The 22,968-nt window shown below is 51.5% G+C and carries 20 protein-coding genes and 1 tRNA gene; 5 read left to right on the forward strand and 16 right to left on the reverse strand.

Annotation, left to right across the window (positions count from 1 at the left end):
- Nucleotides 1-40: 40 nt before the first annotated feature.
- The gene (locus GS601_RS12820) at nucleotides 41-1,093 is read left to right on the forward strand and encodes a hypothetical protein (RefSeq protein ID WP_162423679.1); all 1,053 of its coding nucleotides are present in this window, start codon (nucleotides 41-43) and stop codon (nucleotides 1,091-1,093) included.
- Between the two features lie 20 nt (nucleotides 1,094-1,113).
- On the opposite strand, the gene GS601_RS12825 is transcribed toward GS601_RS12820, so the two are convergent.
- The 7 genes from GS601_RS12825 to GS601_RS12855 all read right to left on the reverse strand — a co-directional run bounded on the left by GS601_RS12825 (nucleotide 1,114) and on the right by GS601_RS12855 (nucleotide 7,728).
- Nucleotides 1,114-3,168 (reverse strand): GAF domain-containing sensor histidine kinase, encoded by a 2,055-nt coding sequence (locus GS601_RS12825; RefSeq protein ID WP_162423680.1) that lies wholly within the window; start codon nucleotides 3,166-3,168, stop codon nucleotides 1,114-1,116.
- A gap of 265 nt (nucleotides 3,169-3,433) precedes the next feature.
- Nucleotides 3,434-4,741 carry an aminopeptidase P N-terminal domain-containing protein gene (locus GS601_RS12830; protein ID WP_162423681.1) on the reverse strand — a complete coding sequence of 436 codons (1,308 nt, stop codon included), beginning with the start codon at nucleotides 4,739-4,741 and terminating at the stop codon, nucleotides 3,434-3,436.
- A 112-nt stretch (nucleotides 4,742-4,853) separates the two neighbouring features.
- Nucleotides 4,854-5,618, reverse strand: a complete 765-nt coding sequence (locus GS601_RS12835) for an MBL fold metallo-hydrolase (protein ID WP_162423682.1) — start codon at nucleotides 5,616-5,618, stop codon at nucleotides 4,854-4,856.
- A gap of 91 nt (nucleotides 5,619-5,709) precedes the next feature.
- On the reverse strand, nucleotides 5,710-6,309 hold the full coding sequence (locus tag GS601_RS12840; RefSeq protein ID WP_162423683.1) for an anthranilate synthase component II: 600 nt from the start codon (nucleotides 6,307-6,309) through the stop codon (nucleotides 5,710-5,712).
- 43 nt (nucleotides 6,310-6,352) lie between these two features.
- Nucleotides 6,353-6,820: a diacylglycerol kinase family protein gene (locus tag GS601_RS12845; protein ID WP_162423684.1), complete on the reverse strand. Its 468-nt coding sequence runs from the start codon at nucleotides 6,818-6,820 to the stop codon at nucleotides 6,353-6,355.
- Between the two features lie 185 nt (nucleotides 6,821-7,005).
- Nucleotides 7,006-7,530, reverse strand: coding sequence for an rRNA maturation RNase YbeY (gene ybeY, locus GS601_RS12850; protein ID WP_162423685.1), 525 nt, complete (start codon nucleotides 7,528-7,530; stop codon nucleotides 7,006-7,008).
- A 9-nt stretch (nucleotides 7,531-7,539) separates the two neighbouring features.
- Nucleotides 7,540-7,728, reverse strand: a complete 189-nt coding sequence (locus GS601_RS12855; protein WP_162423686.1) for a DUF3285 domain-containing protein — start codon at nucleotides 7,726-7,728, stop codon at nucleotides 7,540-7,542.
- Between the two features lie 147 nt (nucleotides 7,729-7,875).
- On the opposite strand from GS601_RS12855, the gene scpB reads away from it, so the two are divergent.
- Nucleotides 7,876-8,490: an SMC-Scp complex subunit ScpB gene (gene scpB / locus GS601_RS12860; protein ID WP_162423687.1), complete on the forward strand. Its 615-nt coding sequence runs from the start codon at nucleotides 7,876-7,878 to the stop codon at nucleotides 8,488-8,490.
- Nucleotides 8,491-8,618: 128 nt separating this feature from the next.
- On the opposite strand, the gene GS601_RS12865 is transcribed toward scpB, so the two are convergent.
- A complete protein-coding gene (locus tag GS601_RS12865; RefSeq protein WP_162423688.1) occupies nucleotides 8,619-9,569 on the reverse strand; it encodes an NAD(P)H-dependent glycerol-3-phosphate dehydrogenase in 951 nt (316 codons plus the stop codon).
- A complete protein-coding gene (gene lipA, locus GS601_RS12870; RefSeq protein WP_162423689.1) occupies nucleotides 9,566-10,459 on the reverse strand; it encodes a lipoyl synthase in 894 nt (297 codons plus the stop codon). Before lipA ends, GS601_RS12865 begins: the two co-directional genes overlap by 4 nt.
- Nucleotides 10,460-10,568: 109 nt before the next feature.
- Between lipA and GS601_RS12875 the strand changes: the two genes are divergently transcribed.
- Nucleotides 10,569-10,642: transfer RNA gene (locus tag GS601_RS12875), tRNA-Pro, on the forward strand.
- A gap of 180 nt (nucleotides 10,643-10,822) precedes the next feature.
- On the opposite strand, the gene GS601_RS12880 is transcribed toward GS601_RS12875, so the two are convergent.
- Nucleotides 10,823-11,080: a hypothetical protein gene (locus tag GS601_RS12880; protein ID WP_162423690.1), complete on the reverse strand. Its 258-nt coding sequence runs from the start codon at nucleotides 11,078-11,080 to the stop codon at nucleotides 10,823-10,825.
- A gap of 397 nt (nucleotides 11,081-11,477) precedes the next feature.
- The gene (locus GS601_RS12885; RefSeq protein ID WP_162423691.1) at nucleotides 11,478-12,830 is read right to left on the reverse strand and encodes a PAS domain-containing sensor histidine kinase; all 1,353 of its coding nucleotides are present in this window, start codon (nucleotides 12,828-12,830) and stop codon (nucleotides 11,478-11,480) included.
- Nucleotides 12,831-13,404: 574 nt separating this feature from the next.
- On the opposite strand from GS601_RS12885, the gene GS601_RS12890 reads away from it, so the two are divergent.
- Both GS601_RS12890 and GS601_RS12895 read left to right on the forward strand, forming a co-directional pair.
- The gene (locus GS601_RS12890) at nucleotides 13,405-14,214 is read left to right on the forward strand and encodes a tetratricopeptide repeat protein (protein ID WP_238393246.1); all 810 of its coding nucleotides are present in this window, start codon (nucleotides 13,405-13,407) and stop codon (nucleotides 14,212-14,214) included.
- A 989-nt stretch (nucleotides 14,215-15,203) separates the two neighbouring features.
- A complete protein-coding gene (locus GS601_RS12895) occupies nucleotides 15,204-16,421 on the forward strand; it encodes an N-acetylmuramoyl-L-alanine amidase (protein WP_162423692.1) in 1,218 nt (405 codons plus the stop codon).
- A 76-nt stretch (nucleotides 16,422-16,497) separates the two neighbouring features.
- Here the strand turns inward: GS601_RS12895 and opcA are convergent, their stop codons facing one another.
- The 5 genes from opcA to GS601_RS12920 all read right to left on the reverse strand — a co-directional run bounded on the left by opcA (nucleotide 16,498) and on the right by GS601_RS12920 (nucleotide 22,739).
- Nucleotides 16,498-17,865 carry a glucose-6-phosphate dehydrogenase assembly protein OpcA gene (gene opcA, locus GS601_RS12900; RefSeq protein ID WP_162423693.1) on the reverse strand — a complete coding sequence of 456 codons (1,368 nt, stop codon included), beginning with the start codon at nucleotides 17,863-17,865 and terminating at the stop codon, nucleotides 16,498-16,500.
- A 39-nt stretch (nucleotides 17,866-17,904) separates the two neighbouring features.
- Nucleotides 17,905-19,434, reverse strand: coding sequence for a glucose-6-phosphate dehydrogenase (gene zwf, locus GS601_RS12905; protein ID WP_162423694.1), 1,530 nt, complete (start codon nucleotides 19,432-19,434; stop codon nucleotides 17,905-17,907).
- 165 nt (nucleotides 19,435-19,599) lie between these two features.
- Nucleotides 19,600-20,748, reverse strand: a complete 1,149-nt coding sequence (gene tal, locus GS601_RS12910; protein ID WP_162423695.1) for a transaldolase — start codon at nucleotides 20,746-20,748, stop codon at nucleotides 19,600-19,602.
- Between the two features lie 74 nt (nucleotides 20,749-20,822).
- Complete coding sequence (gene fbp / locus GS601_RS12915) at nucleotides 20,823-21,893, reverse strand: class 1 fructose-bisphosphatase (protein ID WP_162423696.1); 1,071 nt, start codon at nucleotides 21,891-21,893, stop codon at nucleotides 20,823-20,825.
- Between the two features lie 180 nt (nucleotides 21,894-22,073).
- Entirely contained in the window at nucleotides 22,074-22,739 is a 666-nt protein-coding gene (locus GS601_RS12920) for an HAD hydrolase-like protein (RefSeq protein WP_338017029.1), read from the reverse strand.
- Between the last annotated feature and the right edge of the window lie 229 nt (nucleotides 22,740-22,968).

The raw sequence follows: 22,968 nt of genomic DNA on the forward strand, positions 1-22,968 counted from the left end.
GGTTTAGGTGTTTCGATCATGTTTTAGAGGCAACACAGGTATGTCACAAAACGACGCCAATCGTTCTAGATCGTCTCGAAATTTGCCTCGAAAATCTCGCTCTAGTGTGCCACAGCCTCTTGCATCTGAGCAAACTCCATCGTTTGTGAGAACAGTGGGCATCCATGCGTTGCGCCGGGTGATTCAAGGGTTAGAAACGCTGGTTGAAACCCTCGAAACCCAACCCAACGAACAATCAGCAACTCCGACGAAGGCACCGCGATCGCCCCGCCTACCAAAGCGTAAACTCAACAACCGAGCGTTGGCGGGAATTTTGGCGGGGGTTGTCCTGATCGGGGTGCTGTGTACGTCTATGCTGTTTCCGGCAAAACCACCGGAAGAAGAGACAATGCGGACGGTGCAAAACTCTGAGAAAACCGCGCTGCCCCAGCCGGCACAGGTTGCTCCCTCTCTTCCAGGTGTTCCACCAGAGCTATTGGTTCCACCGCCGCCCATTGCCTCACCGGAGCCTACGGCATCTTTTCCTACCGATCGCTCTGCTCTTGACTCAACAGAAGTTTTGGTTGCCTCTGAGCCTGATGGGGCAATTCAAGATCGGGCTGCCTCGCCTGCACTTTCCCCTGATGCTGATGCGCCTGAATCGATGGGTGTAGCGCCCGATCAAAGCACTACAGAACCCTCTGAGCCGCCGCCTGAGCCAATGCCCAACCTTGTGCCTGAACCTGCCGCCGTTGCCCTAGAGCCAGCACCCCAGCCCAAACCGCCGGTTGAGCTAACGCCCGAACAGAGCTTGATCGCCTCGATCGACGGACAGATGATGGAGATTAGCGATCGCTACGCCTCGGCATTGGTGCAAAGGGTGCAACCCAACTTTCGCCGGAGCCGGTTGCGGGTGGGGGTAAGCGATCGGTGGTATCAGCTTTCGCCTGCCCAGCAAAATCAGTTGGGAGATGAACTGTTGGCGCGATCGCAAGACTTTGATTTTACAACCCTCGAACTCACCGATGCCAATGGAGCGCTGATTGCTCGTAGCCCGGTGGTTGGTTCTTCGCTGATCATTCTAAAGCGCCTCCCCACGCCAAAAACGGGGTAGCTTGGCTGCCAACGATAGCCTTAATCTGCTTTGTCTTCACCCGTTGCTGCTCGAATCGGCAGAGTGATCACAAACTCCGTGCCTTGCCCCAGTTCAGAACAGACATCTAGCGTTCCGGCATGTTTTTCTACCACAATTGAGCGCGCGATCGCTAATCCTAGCCCGGTTCCTTTTCCGACGGCTTTCGTCGTAAACAAATGCTCAAACACCTTGCCCTTCACTGCGTCAGACATGCCTAATCCATTGTCCCGAATGCCAATCACAATCTGCTGCCCATCGTCTGCGATCGCGCTGCGAATGGTAATCTGATTGGGGTGACTCACAATAGGGTCGAGGCTGCGTCCTACATTAGCCTCCTCTAACGCATCGATGGCATTTGCCAAAAGATTCATAAACACCTGATTCATCTGTCCTGCAAAGCACTCAACGAGCGGAAGCCGCCCAAACGATTTGATCACCTCAATCGCTGGACAAGCAGAAGTTCCTTTGAGCCGATGTTTGAGAATCAGCAGCGTGCCATCAATTCCGTCGTGCAGGTTATAGAGGGTGGAGCGATCGCAATCGGCGCGAGAAAACGTTCGCAAGCTAGCACTAATGCCGCGAATCCGCTCCACCCCTTCCCGCATCGACCCAATGAGCTTGGGCAAGTCCTGCCGCAGGTAGCCAAGCTCGATCGTCTCGATCTGGGTCTCAATCTCAGCATCAGAATACTTGCGCTGATACAAATCAACCAAGCCAAACAAATCCTCAACATGCTGCAACGCTGGATTGATATTGCCCGCTAAAAACCCTACAGGATTATTAATCTCGTGGGCGACTCCCGCCACAAGGCTGCCCAGCGCAGACATCTTCTCACTCTGCACCATTTGCGCCTGCGCCCGCTGCACCTCTTGCAATGCCTGCTGCAACTCTTGGGTTTGCTGTCGCAGACGAGCCTCCGACCGATACAGCGCCTCTTCGGTCTGCTTCCGAACGATGCCCAGTGCCACTTCAGTTGCCGCCAACTTGAGCACTTCTAACACCGACTCCGTTAGCTTTTGGTAGGCAAACATCGCAATCACGCCGACCAATCTCCCCTCCACCAAAAGCGGATACCCAGCAAACGCCACCATCCCCATCTGCCGTGCCCACTCTTTATTGCCAACCCGCGGATCATCTAACACCGAGTTTGTGAGATGCGGTTGGCGCTCTTGGGCGATCCAGCCAATCTTAAACATCCCCACCGGAACCCGCCCATGATCGCCATCAATATGGGTGTATAACCCAGAACTAACTTGCAACTCCAGCACGTTTTCGTCGGCGTTGAGCGTCCAGATCCGGGCAAAGGCAGCGCCCAAGTGCTGAACCATGGCATCTGTGCAGTGCTTGAGAATGTCTTGCAGGGTGCTGCCATTGGTTAGTGCACAGTCAATTTCTGCACGAAACACGACTTGTTTCATCTGCTCTTGGGTGGCAGCAAGGGCGGTTTTCAGCCCCAGATTTTCTGCCTGTGCGATCGCCACTGAATGTTGCAGTGTTTGGTAACGTAGAGCATTGTTTAGCGCGATCGCGCTGTGGGTCAGCAATAGATTTAGCCCTGCCGCCCGATTGCCCGTAAACGCTTTACTGCTCTGATCCTGCTCTAGGTATACGATCGCCATCAACTCGCCTTGATTGAGAATCGGCGTACAGAGAGCGCTCTGCGGCAGGGGGTGCCGAAAATAGGGATCAGTCGCAACCGCCTTTTGAGCGATCGCGCTGCTCAGCAAAATCGGTTGCGACGACCGCGCTACCCCCTGCACAAGCGACATGGGCACTGCTTGAGATGGTTCGACCGAAAGCGATGTAAACCCAATTGTCATCTGTTGCCGCTCTGCGATCGCAGCAATGTCCCACCGATTTTCGTGCCACATCAACACCGCGCATTTATTTGCCCCAAACGTTTCGCTCAAGCTGTGAAGCAAGGTCGCCAATAGTTTTTCTAGCTCGATCTCGCGAGCCAAGGCTTGGCAGACATCAGAAAGATGGGTCGCGTCTAGGTGTGCTAAAGTGCTGCTGCCGTTGAGCGGCAAGAATGCGCTAGTAAATAATGGCATTGGCGGTTGAGGCTAGGATTAGAAGAAGGGAAAACGGTCAAGATAATGTATCTCTTGGGGCAGATGCCTATATCAGTCAATATGCCCTTTAGAGTACAAATCACACTACCTAATTTTCTCTAGTCTTAGTTAATTAGCATTCATCCGCTCAGTTTTTTAGTGTGAAGGCGTGAACGACCTGCGGTTCGCCATCTCTTGAGCTTAAGGATGCTATGGGTGAGTTGGCGCAAAGATAAAGTCTGGTTGTAGAGAATACTCTCTATGTTTATCTCTCCATTGCTTCCAGTGATTTCGGAACCGCTGCCGTTAGAATTTCATTTCCCGTTGACGTAACCAATACATCGTCCTCGATCCGAATGCCAATACCGCGCCACCGTTCCGGCACTTCGGGCTGCTCTTCGGCAGGCTTAAAGTCTGGTCGGATATAGATTCCAGGCTCAACTGTGACCACATGACCGGGCTGAAAGCTCTGCCATGTCTCTCCAATTTGCCGCACTCCGACATCATGCACATCTAAGCCAAGCCAATGCCCGGTTCCATGCATGAAAAACGGCTTATACTTTTCTTCTTTAATAATCGCGTCGATGTCTCCTTGCAACAGCCCAAGCTCCATCAATCCTTCCACGATCGTACGAACGGCGGCATCATGAAACTGGTTCCAAGGGCTACCGGGTTGCACCTGCGCGATCGCAGCTAACTGTGCCTTCAACACCAATTCGTACAAGATGCGCTGTTCTTCAGTAAAGGTGTTGCCCACCGGATAGGTGCGTGTAATGTCTGAATTGTAATATCCATAACAACAGCCAGCATCGACTAATAGCAGTTCACCGTCTCGCATTTGGCGATCGTTTTCCGTGTAGTGCAGAATGCAAGAATTGGCTCCGGATGCCACGATAGAGGGATACGCCACCCCCAAGCCGCCTCGCAGCCGGAACAGACGCTCGATCTCGGCTTGAATTTCATATTCATACATGCCCGGTTTACGAAGCTGGAGAGCCAGATTGTGAGATTCTGCCGCGATCGCAGCGGCGGTTCGCATCAACTCTAACTCGTGCTCACTCTTGACCTGTCGCAACGGGGAGAGCAACGGGCCTGGATCTTCAATGGCGATGGGACCTGTCCATTTCTTCTCATAGGTTGCCATAAAGCGCTGCCAGAGGGCGATGATGCGCTCATTAAACCTGCGATCGCGCCCCATGTGATAGTAAATGCGATTGGCTTTCTCAACATACTGCGGTAGCTTTTCATCGAGTTCGGTGATCGGGTAGGCTTCGTCTGCGCCGTACATCTCCTTTGCCGCCTCCACCCCGATGCGATAGCCTGACCACGTTTCTTTATCACGATCTTTGATCTGCACAAACAGCACAAACTTGTGGGTCTCGTGCCACGGCGCAAACACCGCCACACAATGTGCCTCGTTGAACCCGGTGAGGTAAAAGAAATCGCTGTCTTGCCGAAAGTTGTACTCCACATCGTTATGCATCACTGCTGTCGGCGCACTCCGCAAAATCGCGGTGCCGTTGCCGATTTTTTCAAGAAAGCGATCGCGCCGTTGCTGAAATTCTGATTGCATAACTGTGAGTGCACAACATTAATCGAGACGACAGAAATCAAACGGTGAGTAAGCACGGTGCTCAAACCAGGCGTTTTGGCGTTGCCCACCCTGCCTTAGTTAAAAGATAGCGCTAAAATTTGTAGCTCATAACCTGGATCGCCATCCCCTCTTTCGGCACATCTGAACGGCTCAGACTCAGCGAACTTCCCCCTCGCCGAACGGGGGTACCGCTCATCAGAGTCAGGAAATTATCCAGCGGGGTAATCTCACACTGATCTTTAGCCGCCTGAGTGCGGTAGTGAGTTGGTACAACGATCTTGGCATTTAAGACTTGCAGTGCTTGTCTGGCTTCTTCCGGGGTGTAGGCTTTTGGTCCACCGCCGACCGGAATAAACACCACATCAGGCGTGCCCATCAAGATTTTTTGCTCTAAACTAATCGGAGCCGCCGCCCCGCCCAGATGCAAGATAGACATACCGCCCTGAGTCCACTTCCACGCGACGTTTCTGCCAAAGCGTTTGCCGCCATTGCGATCGTGGTCAGTAGCGATGCCCTGAATCGTCAGCCCGTTTAGGTTATAGGCACCAGATTCGTACAGCAGCCGTGGGTTTCCGGGCACCACATCTACCGCACCTTCATCTAAAAGCTGACTGCTGATCAAGACCAAATCGGCGGCTACCTTGGGCGGGCGATATCCCGCCGTGCAGCCTGCACTCTTAAACGGGTTAACGAGAATCCGTTGTCCGCCGCCGCTGAGCAACACGCAGGTGTGACCCAAATACTGCACCGACACAGAACTGGTCTGCGCGTTCGCTCCGAGTTCTGAGGTGGCAATGGCTGCGATCGCACTACCCAACCCTGCGCCTGCAACCTGTAAAAACTGTCTCCGCTTCATATTCTCCTCCACACATCCGATCTACGAGTCCTGAGTTTTAAGTGTTGAGGGAAAGGGCGCTCCACGTCAACTGATCCCTCACGACTCCTCCCTAAGCACGACCGCCAATGTCCTGTAAAAAGTTCCGCAATAGCTGCTTCCCGGCTGCCGTCAGCACACTTTCAGGGTGAAACTGCACCCCCTGAATGTGCGGATAGCGCCGATGCCGAACCCCCATGATGGTTTGATCGTCTACCCAAGCCGTAATTTCTAGCACATCGGGGCAACTCTGCCGCTCAATCACAAGGCTGTGATAGCGAGTCGCGGTCATCGGGTTTTCTACCCCGGCAAACACGCCCTGATCGGTATGCTGCACCTCTGAGGTTTTGCCGTGCATCAAAACGGGCGCAGCCACAATGGTGCCGCCAAACACCTGCCCAATGCTCTGATGCCCCAAACAGACGCCTAAAATAGGCACGGTCTCCCCCAATTGCCGAATGATGTCCATCGAGATCCCTGCGTCGTCGGGGCGTCCTGGACCAGGGGAAATCACAATGCCCGCAGGCGCAAGCTGGCGCACCTGCTCTAGGGTAATTTGGTCGTTGCGGTATACCTGAATGTCGGCTGCGATCGCGAACTGCGATCCCAACTCGCCGAGATACTGAACCAGGTTATAGGTAAAACTATCGTAATTGTCGATGACAAGAATCATGAAGTCTAGACACGAACGCTGAACTCTAGTCTAGCGCTCATTTTTAGCTCAGGAGAGTTGGGATGACAACAAATACTTTCGGTAACAGAACGCAGCCTGCTACCAAGACTGCCGCGATCGCTGCCACCAACACCGCCGCCGCCGCGCAGTCTTTGGCAATCTTCGCCAGTTCGTGATATGACTGTTTCACGGTTAAATCCACCACCGACTCGATCGCAGTGTTGAGCAACTCCATCGCCAACACCAAACCCACCGTCAGACCAATCACCGCAACCTCAACCACACTAGAACGGAGAACAATGCCAAGGGCGATCGCGGCACTGCCGACCAGTACATGAATCCGAAAGTTGCGCTGCGTCAGAAAAGCGTAGCTCACGCCCATCCAAGCGTACTTAAAGCTGGTAAACAACGTGGGTGCAACCTGCCATGCCAAATCGCGATCGGGCTTCACCAAGGGCACAATTTTCGACGACGGACGCTTTGAAGGTTGGGTTGGAACTTCTTGGGACATAACAGCAAGCTACATAACGGGCGGAAGAGTGAACAGAATGGCTTCTCAAAAATTAGCGTAAAAATGGAAATTAGTTTAGGCTCTGGCAGATTAATTTCAAACTACCGGTCAAACCACCGGTTAAACCACCGGTTAAACCACCGATCAAACCGTAGCCGCACGCCCCTACCGTCCAAGCGATCGGGCTAGAGCCAAACCGTAAGACCAACGGCATTAAGGAGCACCTGTTGCTGATTTAACATTCTTTCTAAACTATCGTCATCGGGATGATCCCACCCCAAGAGGTGCAAAAGTCCATGGGCTGAGAGCCACGCCAATTCTGTTTCTAAGGAATGTTTTTGCTGCTGGGCTTGGCGCGCGGCGGTGTCGATCGAAATAATAATGTCTCCTAAATAGAGGGGTTCTTCGTCAAGCTCATCAAATTCGGGATACTCAACTTCCAGCATGGCAAAGGACAAAACATCAGTCGGCTCATCTTTTTGGCGATATTGGTGATTGAGGGTTTGGATGTTTTCGTCGTCGGTGAGCCGTAGGCTTAGCTCGTAGTGCTCTTGAGCGTGGAGAGGTTGCCCGCCCTCTACTCCATCTTTGGCAGGGCGCAGCAATTTTAACCAATGACGCAACCAAATCTCCCAAGTTTCCAAACTGACCGGAGAAGTTACACCTTGTGCTGTGACGTAACCTTCTTGCACACTTACTTCAACATGCATGCTGTCTTATTACCGTGTCAGATACGATAGCCCAACCAAAACGCCCAACAGCGCGATCGTCGTTAGCCCAAAGTGAAACAGAGACTTTCCTCGTTTGCGCACCATGTTTCGCATGGCTAGCTTGACATAGCTTGGCGGGCGCTCGGTAGCTGTCTCAGGCTGGGGCGCAGAGTCGAGGGGAGAGGGTGAATGGCTCATAAAACTGGGGGGAGAGTGGGGTAAAAAGCGGCGTTTCTGTAGCATTTCTACTGTAGCAATAGACGAACGACCTGAAATAAATCTACGTTTGTGGGTTAACCTGCTAATTTGTTAAGTCGTTTCTGCTGACCTATCCCTTACCGCATCATGTCTCGTCTTGCCATCACCATTGAAGCGATTCTTTACCTTAAAGCGCAACCGTTATCGATCGCGCAGATTTCAGAGTTTGCGGGCTGCGATCGCAAGACTGCCGAAGAAGGATTATTAGAACTGATGGGAGACTATGCCCACCGAGAAACCGCGCTAGAGGTGGTAGACACTGGGAAAGGCTATACGCTGCAACTGCGCGAGTCTTACCAAAATCTTGTGCATGCGCTGATTCCTGCTGATGTGGGAGTTGGGGCGCTGAGAACGCTGGCGGTAATTGCCATGCGAGGTCCACTCACCCAAACGGATCTGGTGGATCTGCGGGGGTCAGGCGCATATCAGCATGTGCAAGAGCTTGTGACTCAAGGCTTTGTCAAGCGGCGTCGCAAAGCGGATGGGCGTTCGTACTGGGTGCAAGTGACCGATAAGTTTCATCAGTATTTTCAACTCAATCAGTTACCGGAAGGCATGAGCCAACTCATTTCGCGACGAAAGGCAAAGGTAAGTGGTGAAGCAGTGACCGATGCTGAAGCGATCGCGTTAGACACATCAGACGAGATTCGCAAAGAAGGGGAAATTGATCAGCCGCCGTTCGATGAGCCTCTGGACGATTAGGCAAAGCCAATCCCTCAAGCATATGATTTTGAGACCTCAGGATTTTATTTACAGCCATTCTCCCTCTCTCCCTCTCTCCACTCCCATAGCTTATCCATCTAAAAATCGCGGTAAAAAATTGAGATTGGCTAGACCTCAGGCTTACTATGGCGCTGCATCAACTCTTCTACCGCCGCTTGAGGAGTGATCTCGCCTTCCAGCAGGCGATAGACCTGGTAGGAAATAGGAACCGAAATATTTTGTTGCTGAGCAAGTTTGATCAACACTTTAGCCGTGTTGATGCCCTCTGCCGTGCCTTCTAGCGCTTCTAAAACTTGGGATAGGGATTTGTTTTGGGCGAGACCATAGCCCACCTGATAATTGCGGCTGAGGGGGCTATTGCACGTTGCCAGTAAATCTCCCAAGCCTGAGAGTCCATACAGGGTTGCAGCGTTGGCTCCCCAGTAGGTGCCGATGCGAATCATCTCGGCTAGCCCACGGGTGATCAGGGCAGCCTTGGCGTTGTCTCCGAGGCGGAGTCCGTCACAGGTGCCAACGGCGATCGCAATCACATTCTTCAGTGCCCCGCCCAACTCGACGCCCACCGGATCAAGATTTGTATATACGCGAAACCGATGGGAGGAAAACGCGGCTTGCACCCGTTCTGCGGTTTCCAGGGTTTCACTGGCAACCACACTGGCAGCAGGCAAGCCTCGCCGAATTTCTTTGGATAAATTGGGACCTGACAAGATCGCGATCGCGGGGTGAGGTTTGCCCACTGCCCCGCTTGCAAAGCCAGTGCGCCACACCTGAGACGGGAGCATCGGCAGATCAACATCATTGCCAGAGTCGGGATCAAGCCCTTTGGTGGCAGTTACTAAAATCACCTCGGAGGCAAGGTCACACCCTTTTAGCTGGGTCATCACCGATCGCACGCCTTTCATGGCAATCGCTGAGAGAATGATCTCGGCGCGCTCTACCACTGTGGATAGTTCAGCCGAGCCACGGCGTGACCACAGGTCAACCTGATGCCCGTTTTCTCTGGCAAGCTCTGCTAACGTGCTGCCCCATGCCCCCGCCCCAACGATCGCAATCTTCAATCGTTCCCCCGTGGATGCTGGTTCATCAACGCTCTCACCTGCTCAGCATGGTAAGAACTCCGGGTCAGCGGCGAAGACACAACCTGCAAAAAGCCCAGAGCTTCTCCATAGTTGCGCCAAGCATCAAACTGCTCTGGCGTCACAAATTTTTGCACACCCAAGTGTTTTTGGCTGGGTTGGAGATACTGACCAATGGTGAGAATATCGCACTCTACGCCACGCAAATCGTGCATCACCTGGCGGACTTCCTCATCCGTTTCCCCCAAGCCCACCATGATTCCCGATTTGGTGTAAACAGAAGGGCTAATCTGCCGCGATCGCTGCAAAAGATCGAGCGATCGCCCATAGTCTCCCTGCGGGCGCACCCGGCGATATAACCGAGGAATCGTTTCGGTGTTGTGATTGAGCACATCAGGCGCAGCGCTTAGCAAAATCGCCAACGCCTCCCAATTGGCGCACAAGTCAGGAATCAAAACCTCGATCGTTGTCGCTGGAGAAATGGCGCGAATCTCGTTGATGCACTGCACAAACTGACTTGCTCCTCCATCGGGCAAATCATCGCGATTGACAGACGTAATCACCACATGGTTTAACCCCATGCGGCGTACGGCTTCGGCTAGCCGTGGCGGTTCGGTAGGGTCGAGGGGTTTTGGTTTTTTCTCAAAGTCAATGTCGCAGTAAGGGCAGGCGCGCGTGCAGGCAGGTCCCATGATTAAGAAAGTTGCCGTGCCAGCGTTGAAGCACTCGCCAATGTTGGGACACGATGCCTCTTCACAAACGGTGTTGAGGGCAAGATCCCGCAAAATGTTTTTGACGTTGCCGACTCGCTCCCATTGCGGAGCTTTCACCCGTAGCCAGTCCGGTTTTACAACCACGTTTGCTGTTCTCAAAAGTTTTGCACTCTTTATCGTACCAAAGTAGACTTTGAGTCTGAACTGGATCGAGTCTGAAGTGAATCGCGATATGGCAAGCAGGTATGCTAACCTGAAATATGGACATCGGGATGTAGCGCAGCTTGGTAGCGCACTTCGTTCGGGACGAAGGGGTCGTAGGTTCAAATCCTATCATCCCGATTGCTAGCCCATCACTGAAACTGTTGTAAAATTCAAGGCTCTAGAGAGTTCATCATGCTCTAGAGCCTTTTGTTTGTCGAGGGTTTTTCAAGGGTTGGGAATCTTGATGGTGGGGTGGAGGAGCGATCGCACCCTAGCACTCCATCAATCACCCGTTACTTCGTAAGCGCCATCTTAACCCTAAGCGCTGAGGGGAACATCCCGCTTTCTCGATCGATACTGGTTATACGCTGTCTTGTGCAACAAATTAGAATACTCAAACTCTTGCTTAATCCAATCAAACCCGTTGTGAAGACAGGCAGAACAAACCTCTCCATAGGCTGCCCCCTGATCATCACACAGAATGACCTTGGCTTGACCTAACGCAAATCGATGGCTACAGACGCAGCACACCTGGGAGCCATGCTTTGAAGTATTACATTCGATTTGTAACTGCATAGGTTTCTAAAGAGTTGTGTAAATTTATTTACGTGATCACCATAGGAGTAAGAATAAGCGCGATCGCAGGTCAACCGCTTCTATCTTCAGCACAGCATTTCTTATCTCCTTAGAATTAGAGGATGGGACTGTAGAGCATTAATCGAGCCAAAACTAAACCTATCTAAAGGTAGAACTTCGACAGGCTAGAGTCCCCCTTTTGATCAGTTGAACATCAGTAACAACTCTCTTACCGTTGCAATTATTGTCTTTTTAGCGCAATGCCATGCAACTCAATAGAATGCTGCTTTGGATTACTCTATCTTTCGTTGTTGTCGGCGCGATCATGTTGTTACTTCAACCGGCGATCGATTTCCATTAGCGATCCTGTTTGCAAGAACACACACAATCACGTTTTTTAGTCTGGCAAATCAATTTGGCGAGGAATCTGAACACAGAATGTGCTGCCTTGCCCTACGGTGCTACTCACAGAAAGTGATCCTTGCATCAGATCTACTAGCGCATGAGTAATAGACAGCCCTAGCCCTGTCCCCTCATACTGGCGGCTTAGGGCTTGGCTCAACTGGCAAAACGCCTGGAAGATCGCTTTGAGATCAGCCTGAGCGATACCAATTCCTGTGTCTTGCACTGCGATCGCAACCCGGTTTTCGGCAAGCTCTTTTACCGTGATAGTGACTGCACCGCGATCGGTAAATTTAATTGCGTTAGACAACAGATTATCTAGCACTTGCTTCAGGCGATCGCGGTCATTTTCCAGCCAAAGATGCGGCTGGTCTAGCTCAACCTGCAACGCCAAGTTCTTTCGCTTTGCCAAAGGTCGAAACTCTTCCACCGTTGTAGCAATCAGGTCTGCCAAATCAAACGGCTCTACCTTGAGTTGCAGCCGCTTAGACTGAAGCTGAACATAATCGAGAATGTCTTCAACTAGCGCCAAAAGGTGTTGACTGCTGCCAACAATGCGCTCGGTCATATCCACCAGTTGCGGCTCGTGCTGGACTTGGAATTTTCGTAACAGCAGTTGAGCAAACCCATTAACAATGTGGATCGGTGTCCTCAACTCGTGAGACATGACTGCCAAAAATTGCGACTTGAGACGCTCCACTTCTAAAACTTGCATATTGTGGATCTTTAGCGTCTGAGTTTGGGTTTCAGCTTGCTTGTAGGGGGTAATGTCGAGCAGTTGCCACCTGAGGCGGCTCAGATCGCCGTCTTGATTTTGAACCACCGCTACCGTAAGAGCTACCGCAAGTTCTGACCCATCGCGCCGCAGAAGCCGAGCTTCCCACTCAGACGCACCAGACGCGCGCTTGAGATGCGCCAGATTGGATGAAAACAAAGTCTGCTCAGCCCTTGCGACGAAGTTGCTAAACGGCTTACCGAGCAGTTGGTTTAGCTCAGCATTTAGCAACTGAGTTGCCGCCCGATTTGCTTCGAGAATTTTCCCGTCTACATCGGTGATGAGATAGCTTGCAGGCGCGAATTCAAACAAGTCCTGGTAGTGGACAGACTGCGATTCTTGTGCCTCGTGAGCCAAGTCTAATTGTTGGCTTTGCTGTTTTAGCTGGGCTTGCAGCCTGTGCGACTGCTCTAAGCTTGACCAAAGCTGCTGCAACAGTTGGTACAGTTGGTCTGAACTGGCATAGTTCGATGGTTGCTCTGGCGAAGCGGGGATGCGATCGCACAGATCTTGGGCTTGCTGATGAAGCGCTTCTAACGCTTTGGGAAGCTGATTGGAACGATCGGGATTCATAACGCCGCATGAAAAAAGTTTTATAAATGAGCACTTAGTGTAAGTTCAAAGTGTAGGTTCAAATCTCCCTGAGTAAATGTGGCTTCCGGAGAGTGTTTCGGTGCAACCGTCGCGTTCTAAGATCGCTGCTAATACTCGACTTAGTTGTTAGATTTTCAGTTGAGAGGGACTTTCAAAATGTAATTTATCTTGCAAAAACTGCAAAAATAGAGCTAGTTTTATCTTTTCAAAAATTGTTTAAACTTAACGTAGAAGCAGAGATATGTATGCAGTGTGACCGCCACGAAAAATAAAAGAGCCGTGTGCGGTTGAGTTGCTTTCTGTAAAAGCAGAGAACACAATCTAATGGAACTTTGCTGCATCAATGGTGCTGCTTGCTCTACTTTCTCCAATGTGCCTTTTTTTCAACCGTTGCAAATCTAGATAAGGACTGAGATGCAGGCTGCATTAGCCAAATTTTAGTGGTTCTGGGTCTGCCCAGGGTGGTACTCAAAATAATTTGTAAATCTTCCGGAATTGGCGATCGCGCTGGTGATTTTACCAGGGTTGAAACGGCATTTGGGAATCAGCAAGCATGAGAGTAGTCACGAAAGCGATTGACGTTGCCAAACTTCACGGGATTGCAGTCGGGTTGGCAGTAGGTCTTTTGGGGGGAATGGTGATTCAGCCGGTTCAGGCGTTGCCAGTGCCCTCTCCGATAGCTCATGCGGCTGAATGGGTGCGCCAAGGGGCGGACAAGGAAAAACGAGGAGATTTGGCAGGCGCGATCGCAGCTTACACCCAGGCGATTCAAATCAATCCCCAGCACAGCGAAACCTACCTCTCTCGTGGCTTAGCCCTCTACACCTACGGTAACCTGCGCCGCGCCTTTGCTGACTTTAATCAAGCCCTCAAGCTCAATCCCAACCATGCCAAAGCGTTTTATCATCGGGGGGAAGTGCGCTCTGAAATGGGCGATTTAGGAGGTGCGCTCACCGATCTCAACCGCGCTATTCAACTCCAGCCCAATTATCCCGAAGCGTTTAACCATCGCGGCATTGTGCGAGCCGAAATGGGAGATATGAACGCTGCGATCGCAGACATCAATCAAGCCGTGAAGCTACGACCCACCTACACCGATGCACTCTACAATCGCGGTAAAGCCCGCACCGAACGCGGAGACACCACCGCTGCCATTCAAGACTATTCGCAAGCCATTCGCCTCAATGCCCAGCTAGCCGAAGCCTATGGCAGTCGAGGCTTGATCTATGCCCAAACTGGCGACAAGTCGGCAGCACTGCGAGATTTAAATACGGCGGCACAGCTATTTCAGCGGCAGGGCAATCCAGAACATTATCAGCAGACGTTGGCATATATTCAGCAAATTCAAGCCTCCAACCCTTAGGTTCGCCTCAGAAGAAGATTTCTTCCAGTAAATTATCAACTCAGTTCAACCTTGACAGACCGCTAGTTTTATCGCAATCGAATATTTCTCCGTTCAGCACGAAAGCGTTAGCAACAACCAGATGGTTGATTGCCGAAACCTTCGTGCTTATTTTTACGTCAGCCACATGCGAGGGCATTGTCAAACAAGGGCATTGTCAAACAAATGTTTAAGTCATCTCTGTTCATTAATCTCTGTCAGCGATTTCTTAAGTCATCCAAAGTTTCCAGAAATGCCTGAAGTAGTGGAGGAGAGTAAAGCAACCAACGTGAAAACTAATCAAACTGGCGAGCGGCAGTGCTAAATCGAGAAATAAATCGTTAAATTTGCTCTCATCCTAGCCCTCCTTGGCAGGAGACAGAACAACATTTCTAACCTTTCTCTCGTGCAGAGCAGGGGTTTGGGGCAACTCAACCTGTCAGCAACGCCTAAAACATCGGCTTGGTCTCAAGCTAAATAAATTGGCTAGAGCACAGCCAAAGGGCACGTTATAAAATTCTCTCTGATCAGATTTACGGTCAGAGTATAGTCTTCTCTCTGTCTACCCTCTGATCCCAAATTTCCGTGCGCTAATGTTCTAACGGCGCAGATGCTCTCTAATACCAGATTGATTTTTCACTGCGACAGATCCTCGACTCCCCTGCCTACGGCATCCCCCCTAGGTCAGGAGGGACTTTCCTGGCTCCCCTCCTGACTCAGGAGGGGTTGGGGGAGGTCACGCGTCTGTAGCATTTACAGATTAATTTGGTATAACCCCTATCGTTCATAGTCTGCAAGCTTGATGCAAATCGCTAGAGATCAGCGGAAGCATCAGCAAGCTTACTGTGTGAAGAAATTGTGTGAGGAATTCTTTTGTATGTCAGTTTCTACATCCGCGTTGAAAGATGCACAACCATTTTAGCAACGCTAAATCTTTGTAATCTCCAACGTCTATCACCACGATACTACCCATGAGAAATCCGTTGAATCGCACTACAGAAGTAAATAAAACGTTCAAGCAAAAACGGAGCCTTCAAGCCTTCTTTTCCCTCTTGCCGTTTGCTCTTATCTTGCTTGCCGATCCGGCGCAGGCAGCCCGATTACAAACTTGGCGATTCAATGCTGGGCAAAACCAGTTAACCTTCACAACTGACGAAGGTGTGCAACCAACCGCCCAACTAATTGCTAACCCGACTCGGCTGGTGGTTGATTTACCTGGGGTCACGTTGGGTCGTCCGGCAGTGTCAGAAGCCTACACAGGTAACGTTCGCGCCCTACGAGTGGGACAGTTCGATCGCGGCATTACCCGCCTTGTGGTAGAACTTGCCCCTGGCTACACCCTCGACCCTGCCCAAGTCAGATTTCAAGGGGCAACGCCGCAGCAGTGGTCAGTTCAGCTACCCCGTCCGCAACTTGCTAGCACAGCAAATCCAAGTGCTCCCATCATTCCTCCAGGTTCTGTTGTCGTGCCGACTAAACCGAGTGGGGGGGGGCTGTTTCCAGTTCCGCCTCCCGGTTCTGCTCAAATTCCGATTCCGGTTCCCTTACCTGCCAACCCAAGTCCAGTTCGTCCGCCCGTGCTCCCCACTCCGGCAATTCCTCCTGCCCAGCCACGTCCTGTTGTGCCGCCGCGCACTCCTGTCAGCAACGCAGTTGTGGTGATTGATGCCGGACACGGCGGCCCTGATCCGGGCGCAGTCGGAATTGGGGGCTTGCGAGAAAAAGATGTTGTCATTGACATTAGCAGACAAGTGGCTGTTCTGCTTCAGCAGCAAGGAATTCGGGCAGTGATGACGCGATCGTCAGATGTTGACCTCGATTTAGCCCCGCGAACTACCCTTGCCAATCGTCTCAACGCCACCGCGTTTGTGAGCATTCACGCCAATGCGATCAGTATGAGTCGCCCAGATGTTAATGGTATCGAAACTTTCTATTATCAAAGCGGCTTAGGGCTGGCGCAAGCCATTCAGAGGAGTATGCTGCAAGCAACGGGTGCTCGCGATCGCGGGGTGAAGCAGGCAAGATTTTATGTACTTAGATATACATCTATGCCTTCGGCGTTGGTCGAGGTTGGCTTTGTGACGGGTCGAGAAGATGCCGCAAAGCTAGCGACGGCGGCGCATCGCAAAACTCTCGCCGAATCGATCGCCCGGGGCATTGTGCAATATTTGGGTCAACAGAGAAGATAGACGCTGCGATCGCCCTTGCCCATAGAACCACTTGGTAGAGCCAACCCAAGGGGAAGCTCTACCCCACCAAACTGCCCTAGTGGCGGATGATGTCTGCTGTCACTGCCATGCTTTCTTCGTACAGCAGATCTTGACCCAAGCGCTGAAGTTGCTCACTCAACAGGGTTTCTGCTTTCTGATCATTCATCGGGGTGACTTGATTAATCGCGCAGGCTTGAGCGCCGCCTGCCGCCTCCATTCGCATACAGCCTGTGGTTTCAGAACACAGCACTGTACAGCAGTTGGCATCAGCATTAGTCGAGTTTAACTTCAAACTCACCATGTCTCCCGCAACTTCTCCCGCATCCGCCGTAGGAATGCCTGCGAGTTCTGCCTCGATCGTCCGCCCATCTGCACGAGCAAAGGTGATGTGTTGGAGGTCATAGATATCGTCCTCCTTCCGGCGTTCGACCGGTTCCCAACCCAATCGGCTTGCCAACCAGCCCAAAAACATCAACGCTTGAGTTGGGTTGCCTTTTTCATAGTCAATCACAACCTGATCCACATCTTGCACCGACTCTCGCCGCTCTGGAGGATCGAAAGCTCCGGCGGTTAGTTCTTGCCATGCGGCTAACCGTCGCCAGTTGAGATCTACCACCTGAAGCCCATCTTTCATGAACCCGCTCAGCCTCAGCAGGTCGCCTTCTGGGTCAGCCGTGAAGCGGCTCGAATCAAAAATGACCTGGTTGCACAGTTTGGACAACCGTTGAAATAGTTCTTGCTCTAGGGTGGGAGCGGCTTTCCACCACAGCAAGCGTGGCAGGTCACTGATGAGCAGAGACGACACTAGCCCACTGACTCGCTCTAGCGCCGTTTCCGTTCCTTTGAGCGTAATATACTCGCAGCAGATCAGCGAACTTTTGTTCTGTTTCTGAATCGGGCAGTAGGCAGACACCTGCGCCGAAACGCCTTCATCTTCGCCTGCAACGGGAAACAGCGAAATAATCCGGCAAGGGTTTTGGGCTGCGATCGCATCTGCAATTCCCATCCCGCCTGCATCTAGCGCATACTGAGGCAAATGCTTGGCGCTTCCCCCCACTGGCAGCTTACCGTTTCTAACAGCAAGTTCTGCCCGCAATTTTTCAATTAACTCAGCGCTTGATTGTCCAGTGACAGGGAGGGAATGGGCTGCCTGAGCCGCTTGAATGGCAGCATCAGTTCGAGGCCCATCAATACCATCGATCGGTCCGGTGTAAAAGCCGAGCATCGCCAGCAACTGCTGAGTTTCTTCAGGTTCATAAACGATTAACGTGAACGTAGACGCGCGAGTTGCTACCAACGACGCATCGTTACCATTGGCTTCGCTGTAGCTCTGCCAGATCTGAGTAAGTTCTGTCTCAACTTGGCTAAGCGAAACATCTTTTGGGGCTTGAAGCGAGACTAAAGGAGCAGATTGAGTAGCCATAGGAAAAGGTGATGTTTGATGGGTGATATTTGAGGGTTGCTACAGTCTTCGCCACCGCCGACCATCCCGATTGATCAGCAGTTCAGCCTCTGCTGGTTCCCACGTTCCCGCCTCATACTGCGGGATTGCCGACGGATCGGTAGGCGCTTCCCACGCTGCCAATGCCGGAGTAACTACGCGCCAAGCGGCTTCTACTTCATCTGCGCGGGTAAAGAGTGTTTGATCCCCCGCCATGCAGTCGAGCAATAAGCGATCGTAGGCTTCGCCGCCCGTGACGCCAAACGAGGAGCCGTAGCTAAAATCCATGTCCACCGATCGCGTCCGCAAGTCTGCCCCAGGCATTTTCACCTCAAAGCGCATTCCAATCCCTTCGTTCGGCTGCATTCGCATCGTCAGAACATTGGCGTTTGCCTGCTTTGCTGCCGACTGGAAAATAAGATACGGCACATCGCGAAACTGAATCGCAATTTCAGACACTTTTTTGGGTAAACGCTTCCCCGTTCGCAGGTAAAACGGGACGCCTTGCCAGCGCCAGTTGTCTACCAAAAACTTCATTGCCACATAGGTCGGAACAAGAGATTGAGGATTGACCCCCGGTTCCGTTCGATAGCCAGGAACGGGTTTGCCTTTCATCCACCCTGCCGAATATTGCCCCCGAACGGCAGAGCGCTCCAAATGATTGGGATCGGCAAGGTGGGTCGCCTGAATCACCTTGACTTTTTCCGTCCGGACGCTATCGGCATCGAGAGAATTGGGCGGTTCCATTGCGGTTAGGCAGAACAGTTGCATCAGGTGGTTTTGCACCATGTCTCGCAACGCACCCGACGACTCGTAATAGCCTGCCCGATCTTCAACCCCAACCGTTTCAGCAACGGTAATTTGCACATGGTCAATAAACTGGCGATTCCACAATGGCTCGAAGATCGCGTTTCCAAACCGGAAAACCAGCAGATTTTGTACTGTTTCTTTGCCTAAGTAGTGATCGATGCGATACACCTGCTCTTCTCGGCAAACCTGGTTAACAATGCGGTTGAGGGCTTGTGCCGAACTCAAATCTCGCCCAAACGGCTTTTCGATTACCAACCGAGTTTTGTTAGGATCGTCTAGCATTTTGGCAGCGCCAAGTTGCCGGATCGCTTCAGGAAAAAACTTGGGAGCAACGGCAAGGTAAAAAATTCGATTCCCGCGCGTACCGCGCGTTTGGTCGAGTTCTTCAAGCAGCGTTTTGAGCTTTTGATAGCCGTCTGGGTTATCAATGTCTGCCGGACAATAATACAAGCCCTCAGCAAAGTCTTGCCACACTGCCTCTGAGCCAACGCCATCAGAAAATTCTTCGACGCCTTCGCGCATCTGGTCGCGGAAATGCTCGTGCGACCATTCGCGGCGGGCAACCCCCACGATCGTTAGCTCCGGCGGTAGGCGACGTTCTCGCTTGAGGTGATAGAGCGCCGGAACCAGTTTGCGCTTGGTGAGATCTCCTGAAGCACCGAAGAACACGATGATGTTTGGCTCTGGCATTCGTTGTTGCTGGAGACCAACGCGGAGAGGATTTTCGAGCAAAGTGACCATAGGCGGAAACAAAGATGGAGGGAAAGGAGGAGGAGCTTGCGTGCTGTTGTTATGGCTTGCCCTCTCCACGAAGGAAGCTGAGCAGAAAGCGGGCTGTTGCGCTCCCCGTTCACAATAGCGTGAGTATTGGTCAGAGAATGTCTTTCCCCATACCTCAGGCTCTACTTATACAGCAGCAAGCCGATCGACTTTTTCTTGCAATGACTGCATTAACGACTCGAAGGGTTTGACAAACTTGGCAATTCCATCGACAAGCAGTTCATCCATAACTTGGTCTAGGTTGATGTCAACCTCAGGGTCGCTCAAGCTTTGGATCAAGTTATAGGCTTCTTCGACGCCCGTTTCGACGCGAGGGGCAACATCACAATGATCGGCGCACGCTTCGATCGTGTTGGGAGGTAATGTGTTTACGGTGTCAGGTCCAACCAACTCATCAACGTACATCACATCGCTGTACTCAGGATTTTTAGTACTAGTACTTGCCCACAGCAGGCGCTGAACATTTGCCCCCTTCTCTTTGAGGGCAAGCCAACGGGGATCAGCAATGATCTTTTTGTATTCCTGGTAGGCAATTTTGGCGTTTGCGATCGCAACTTTTCCTTTGATCGCTTTCAGCTTGGCTTCGGTGGTCAGTTGGTCGGTGCCTTTTGCCAGCAACGTATCAATTTTTTCGTCAATGTTGATGTCGATGCGGCTCAGGAAGAAGCTTGCTACCGATTCGATTTTGCTGATATCTTCGCCTTTTTCAACTCGCTTCTCTAAGCCGCGAATGTAAGACCAAGCAGAATCGATATAGCTTTGAACCGAGAATAGAAGGGTAACGTTGACGCTAATGCCTTCGCTGATTACCTGCTCTACCGCAGGCAAGCCAGCAGACGTTCCCGGAATTTTGATCATCAAATTAGGGCGATTCACTTCTTGGTGATAGCGGCGCGCTTCTTCGATGGTTTTTTGGGTGTCGTGGGCGATCGTCGGCGGCACTTCGATGCTGATGTAGCCATCGAGTCCGTCCGATTCTTCGTAGATCGCTAAAAAGATATCGCAGGCATTGCGGATATCTTCAAACACCAAAGTTTCGTAGATTTCCATCAGGGGCTTTTCCGCCCGGATTGCCGCCTCGATGTCTGCATCGTAGATTTTGTTGCCTGCGATCGCTTTTTCAAAAATGGCTGGGTTGGATGTGATCCCCCGCAGTCCTCGGGTTTCGATCAAGCGCTTCAGTTCGCCCGACTCAACAAGATCTCGGCTCAAATTATCCATCCAGATACTTTGACCGTAATCACGAATTTCTAAGAGATGGTTAGTAGCTGTCATTGAAAATATAGCTCCTGTGTAGAGTATGCAAAACCGCGTTAGCACGGCTCTGTAGGGGAGTGGCAAGAAGATGATCAGCGCGAAGGCAACATCGACTGCCGCTTAACCCCTTCTTGAAGAAACGATTCAACCAGCGCCACATCTTTTCGGCTACCGATAAACAGAGGTGTGCGGGCATGTAGCTTCGTTGGAACTACATCTAAAATTTCTTGCGTCCCCGTGGTAGCACGACCTCCAGCTTGCTCCATCAAAAACGCAAGCGGAGCCGATTCGTACAGCAATCTGAGTTTACCGTCAGGGTTTTCGGTCGTACCAGGGTAAAGAAACACCCCCCCTTGATACAAAATTCGATGGAAGTCTCCTACCATTGCCCCGCCATAGCGAGCAGTGTAGCCCTCATGACGATGCACATAGCGGGTGTAGTCGCGGATTGGCTCATCCCACTGCCAAAAGTTGCCCTCGTTGACGCTGTAAACCGGACCGTGCTCTGGCGTTTTGAGGTTTTCGTCTGCCAATATAAATTCGCCCAAGCTGGGATCAAGCACAAAGGCATGCACCCCTCGCCCGATCGAGTACACCAGCATGGTGCTCGGACCATACAAAATGTAGCCTGCGGCAAGCTGGCTGCGTCCGCCGCTTTGCAGCAAGTCTTGGGCGGTGCCGTCTGTATCTTCGCCTTCTTGCTGGCGAATCGAGAAAATAGACCCAACGTTAATATTGATATCTACATTCGAGGAGCCATCGATCGGGTCATACAGCAACGTGTAGCGACCCACCGGGCAATTTTCAGGAATGTAGTAAGGCTGCTCCATTTCCTCGGAGGCGAGGCGACAGACTAACCCACTTTGTTTGAAGACCGAGATAAACACCTCGTTGGCGTAGATATCCATCTTCTTGACAGATTCTCCCTGAACGTTGGTGTCGCCTGTAAATCCTAGGACACCCTCCATTAACCCGGCACGGCTTAGCCGACGAGCAATGAGCTTACCGGCTAAAGCAATCCGCGTCATAATGGCGCTGAGATCTTGGGCATCGGACGAAAAGCTGTGAAGCTGTTCGAGGACATGACGCGAGAGCGTGGTGCAGTCGCGATCGAGCGCGGATTCGCGTTCTAGGAGATCGTGCATTGAATGGGCATCGACCATAGATTCGTTTCCCCCTGACGGGACGTTGTAGCACTCACCGTAGCATAGGCAGATGAAGCTGCCATTAGCTCTATCTTAGGAAGGCATTTCAGGATTGGGGGTTATTTTAAGATGAACTATAGATTAGGGGGTGTTGCCGTTAACCAATGGGGAAGAGGGCAGAAATTGAAGTTATAAAGGTTACAAAAAATGCCGATTGTCACCGGTTTGGGAGGCTGAGGCAGGGCGGGTGAGCGCCAGCAGATCGGGCGGCTGGTGAATCAGAAAATCGGGCTGTTGGGCAGCTAGAGCCTCGGCGGAATTAAACCCCCATGTGACTGCGATCGCACGGATACCACTTTTTCTCGCGGCTTCGATATCTCGCGTTTCGTCTCCCACATAAAATAGCGCGTCAGACGCAAACCCATGTTGGCGCACAATTTTTTTGATCAGGCGACTTTTTCCAAACGGGCGAGAACTGGAGACCACTTGAGCAAACACGTCAGATAACCGTTGGGTCTCTAGAAACGAGCGAATATTTTTTTCTGAATTAGTGGAGACAATGCCGAGCCAATCCCCTCGTTGTTTGAGTTCAAGCAGGGTTTCTCTCATGCCTGGAAAAATTGGCAACTGCTGAATGCTCTGTCCAAACTCTGCATTAAACCGCTTCACTAAAAACGGAACTACAAAAACAGAGATTTTAGCTTGCTTCAAAATTTCTCTAGAGCTTAGCTTCTTCAATTGCTTAAATTCTTCTAAGCTAGTAGTTGGGTAGCCAAATTCTTTAGCCAGCCGATTGGTAATGTGAAAAGCAATATCTAGACTGTTGGCAATTGTGCCGTCGAAGTCAAACAAAATAACGTTCACAGAGGCAGAAGATAAAGGAGCGGGAACCTGTAAGCCTTAACAAGACAGAAAACTTGGCTGACGTGCCATGAGCACTGGGCGCAACTCTGGAGAACTGCGAACAGCTTTTTACGGCTTAAACACCTTTATAGCTTAATCAATTTTGTGACTTAACTTAACGTCAGTTCGGTTTAACGCGAAGGCAGCAAATTATAGTCAATGGCAATCGCAGGCTTCTTCGGTTGATGGC

The sequence above is a fragment of the Myxacorys almedinensis A genome (assembly GCF_010091945.1).
Taxonomy (GTDB): domain Bacteria; phylum Cyanobacteriota; class Cyanobacteriia; order Leptolyngbyales; family Leptolyngbyaceae; genus Myxacorys; species Myxacorys almedinensis.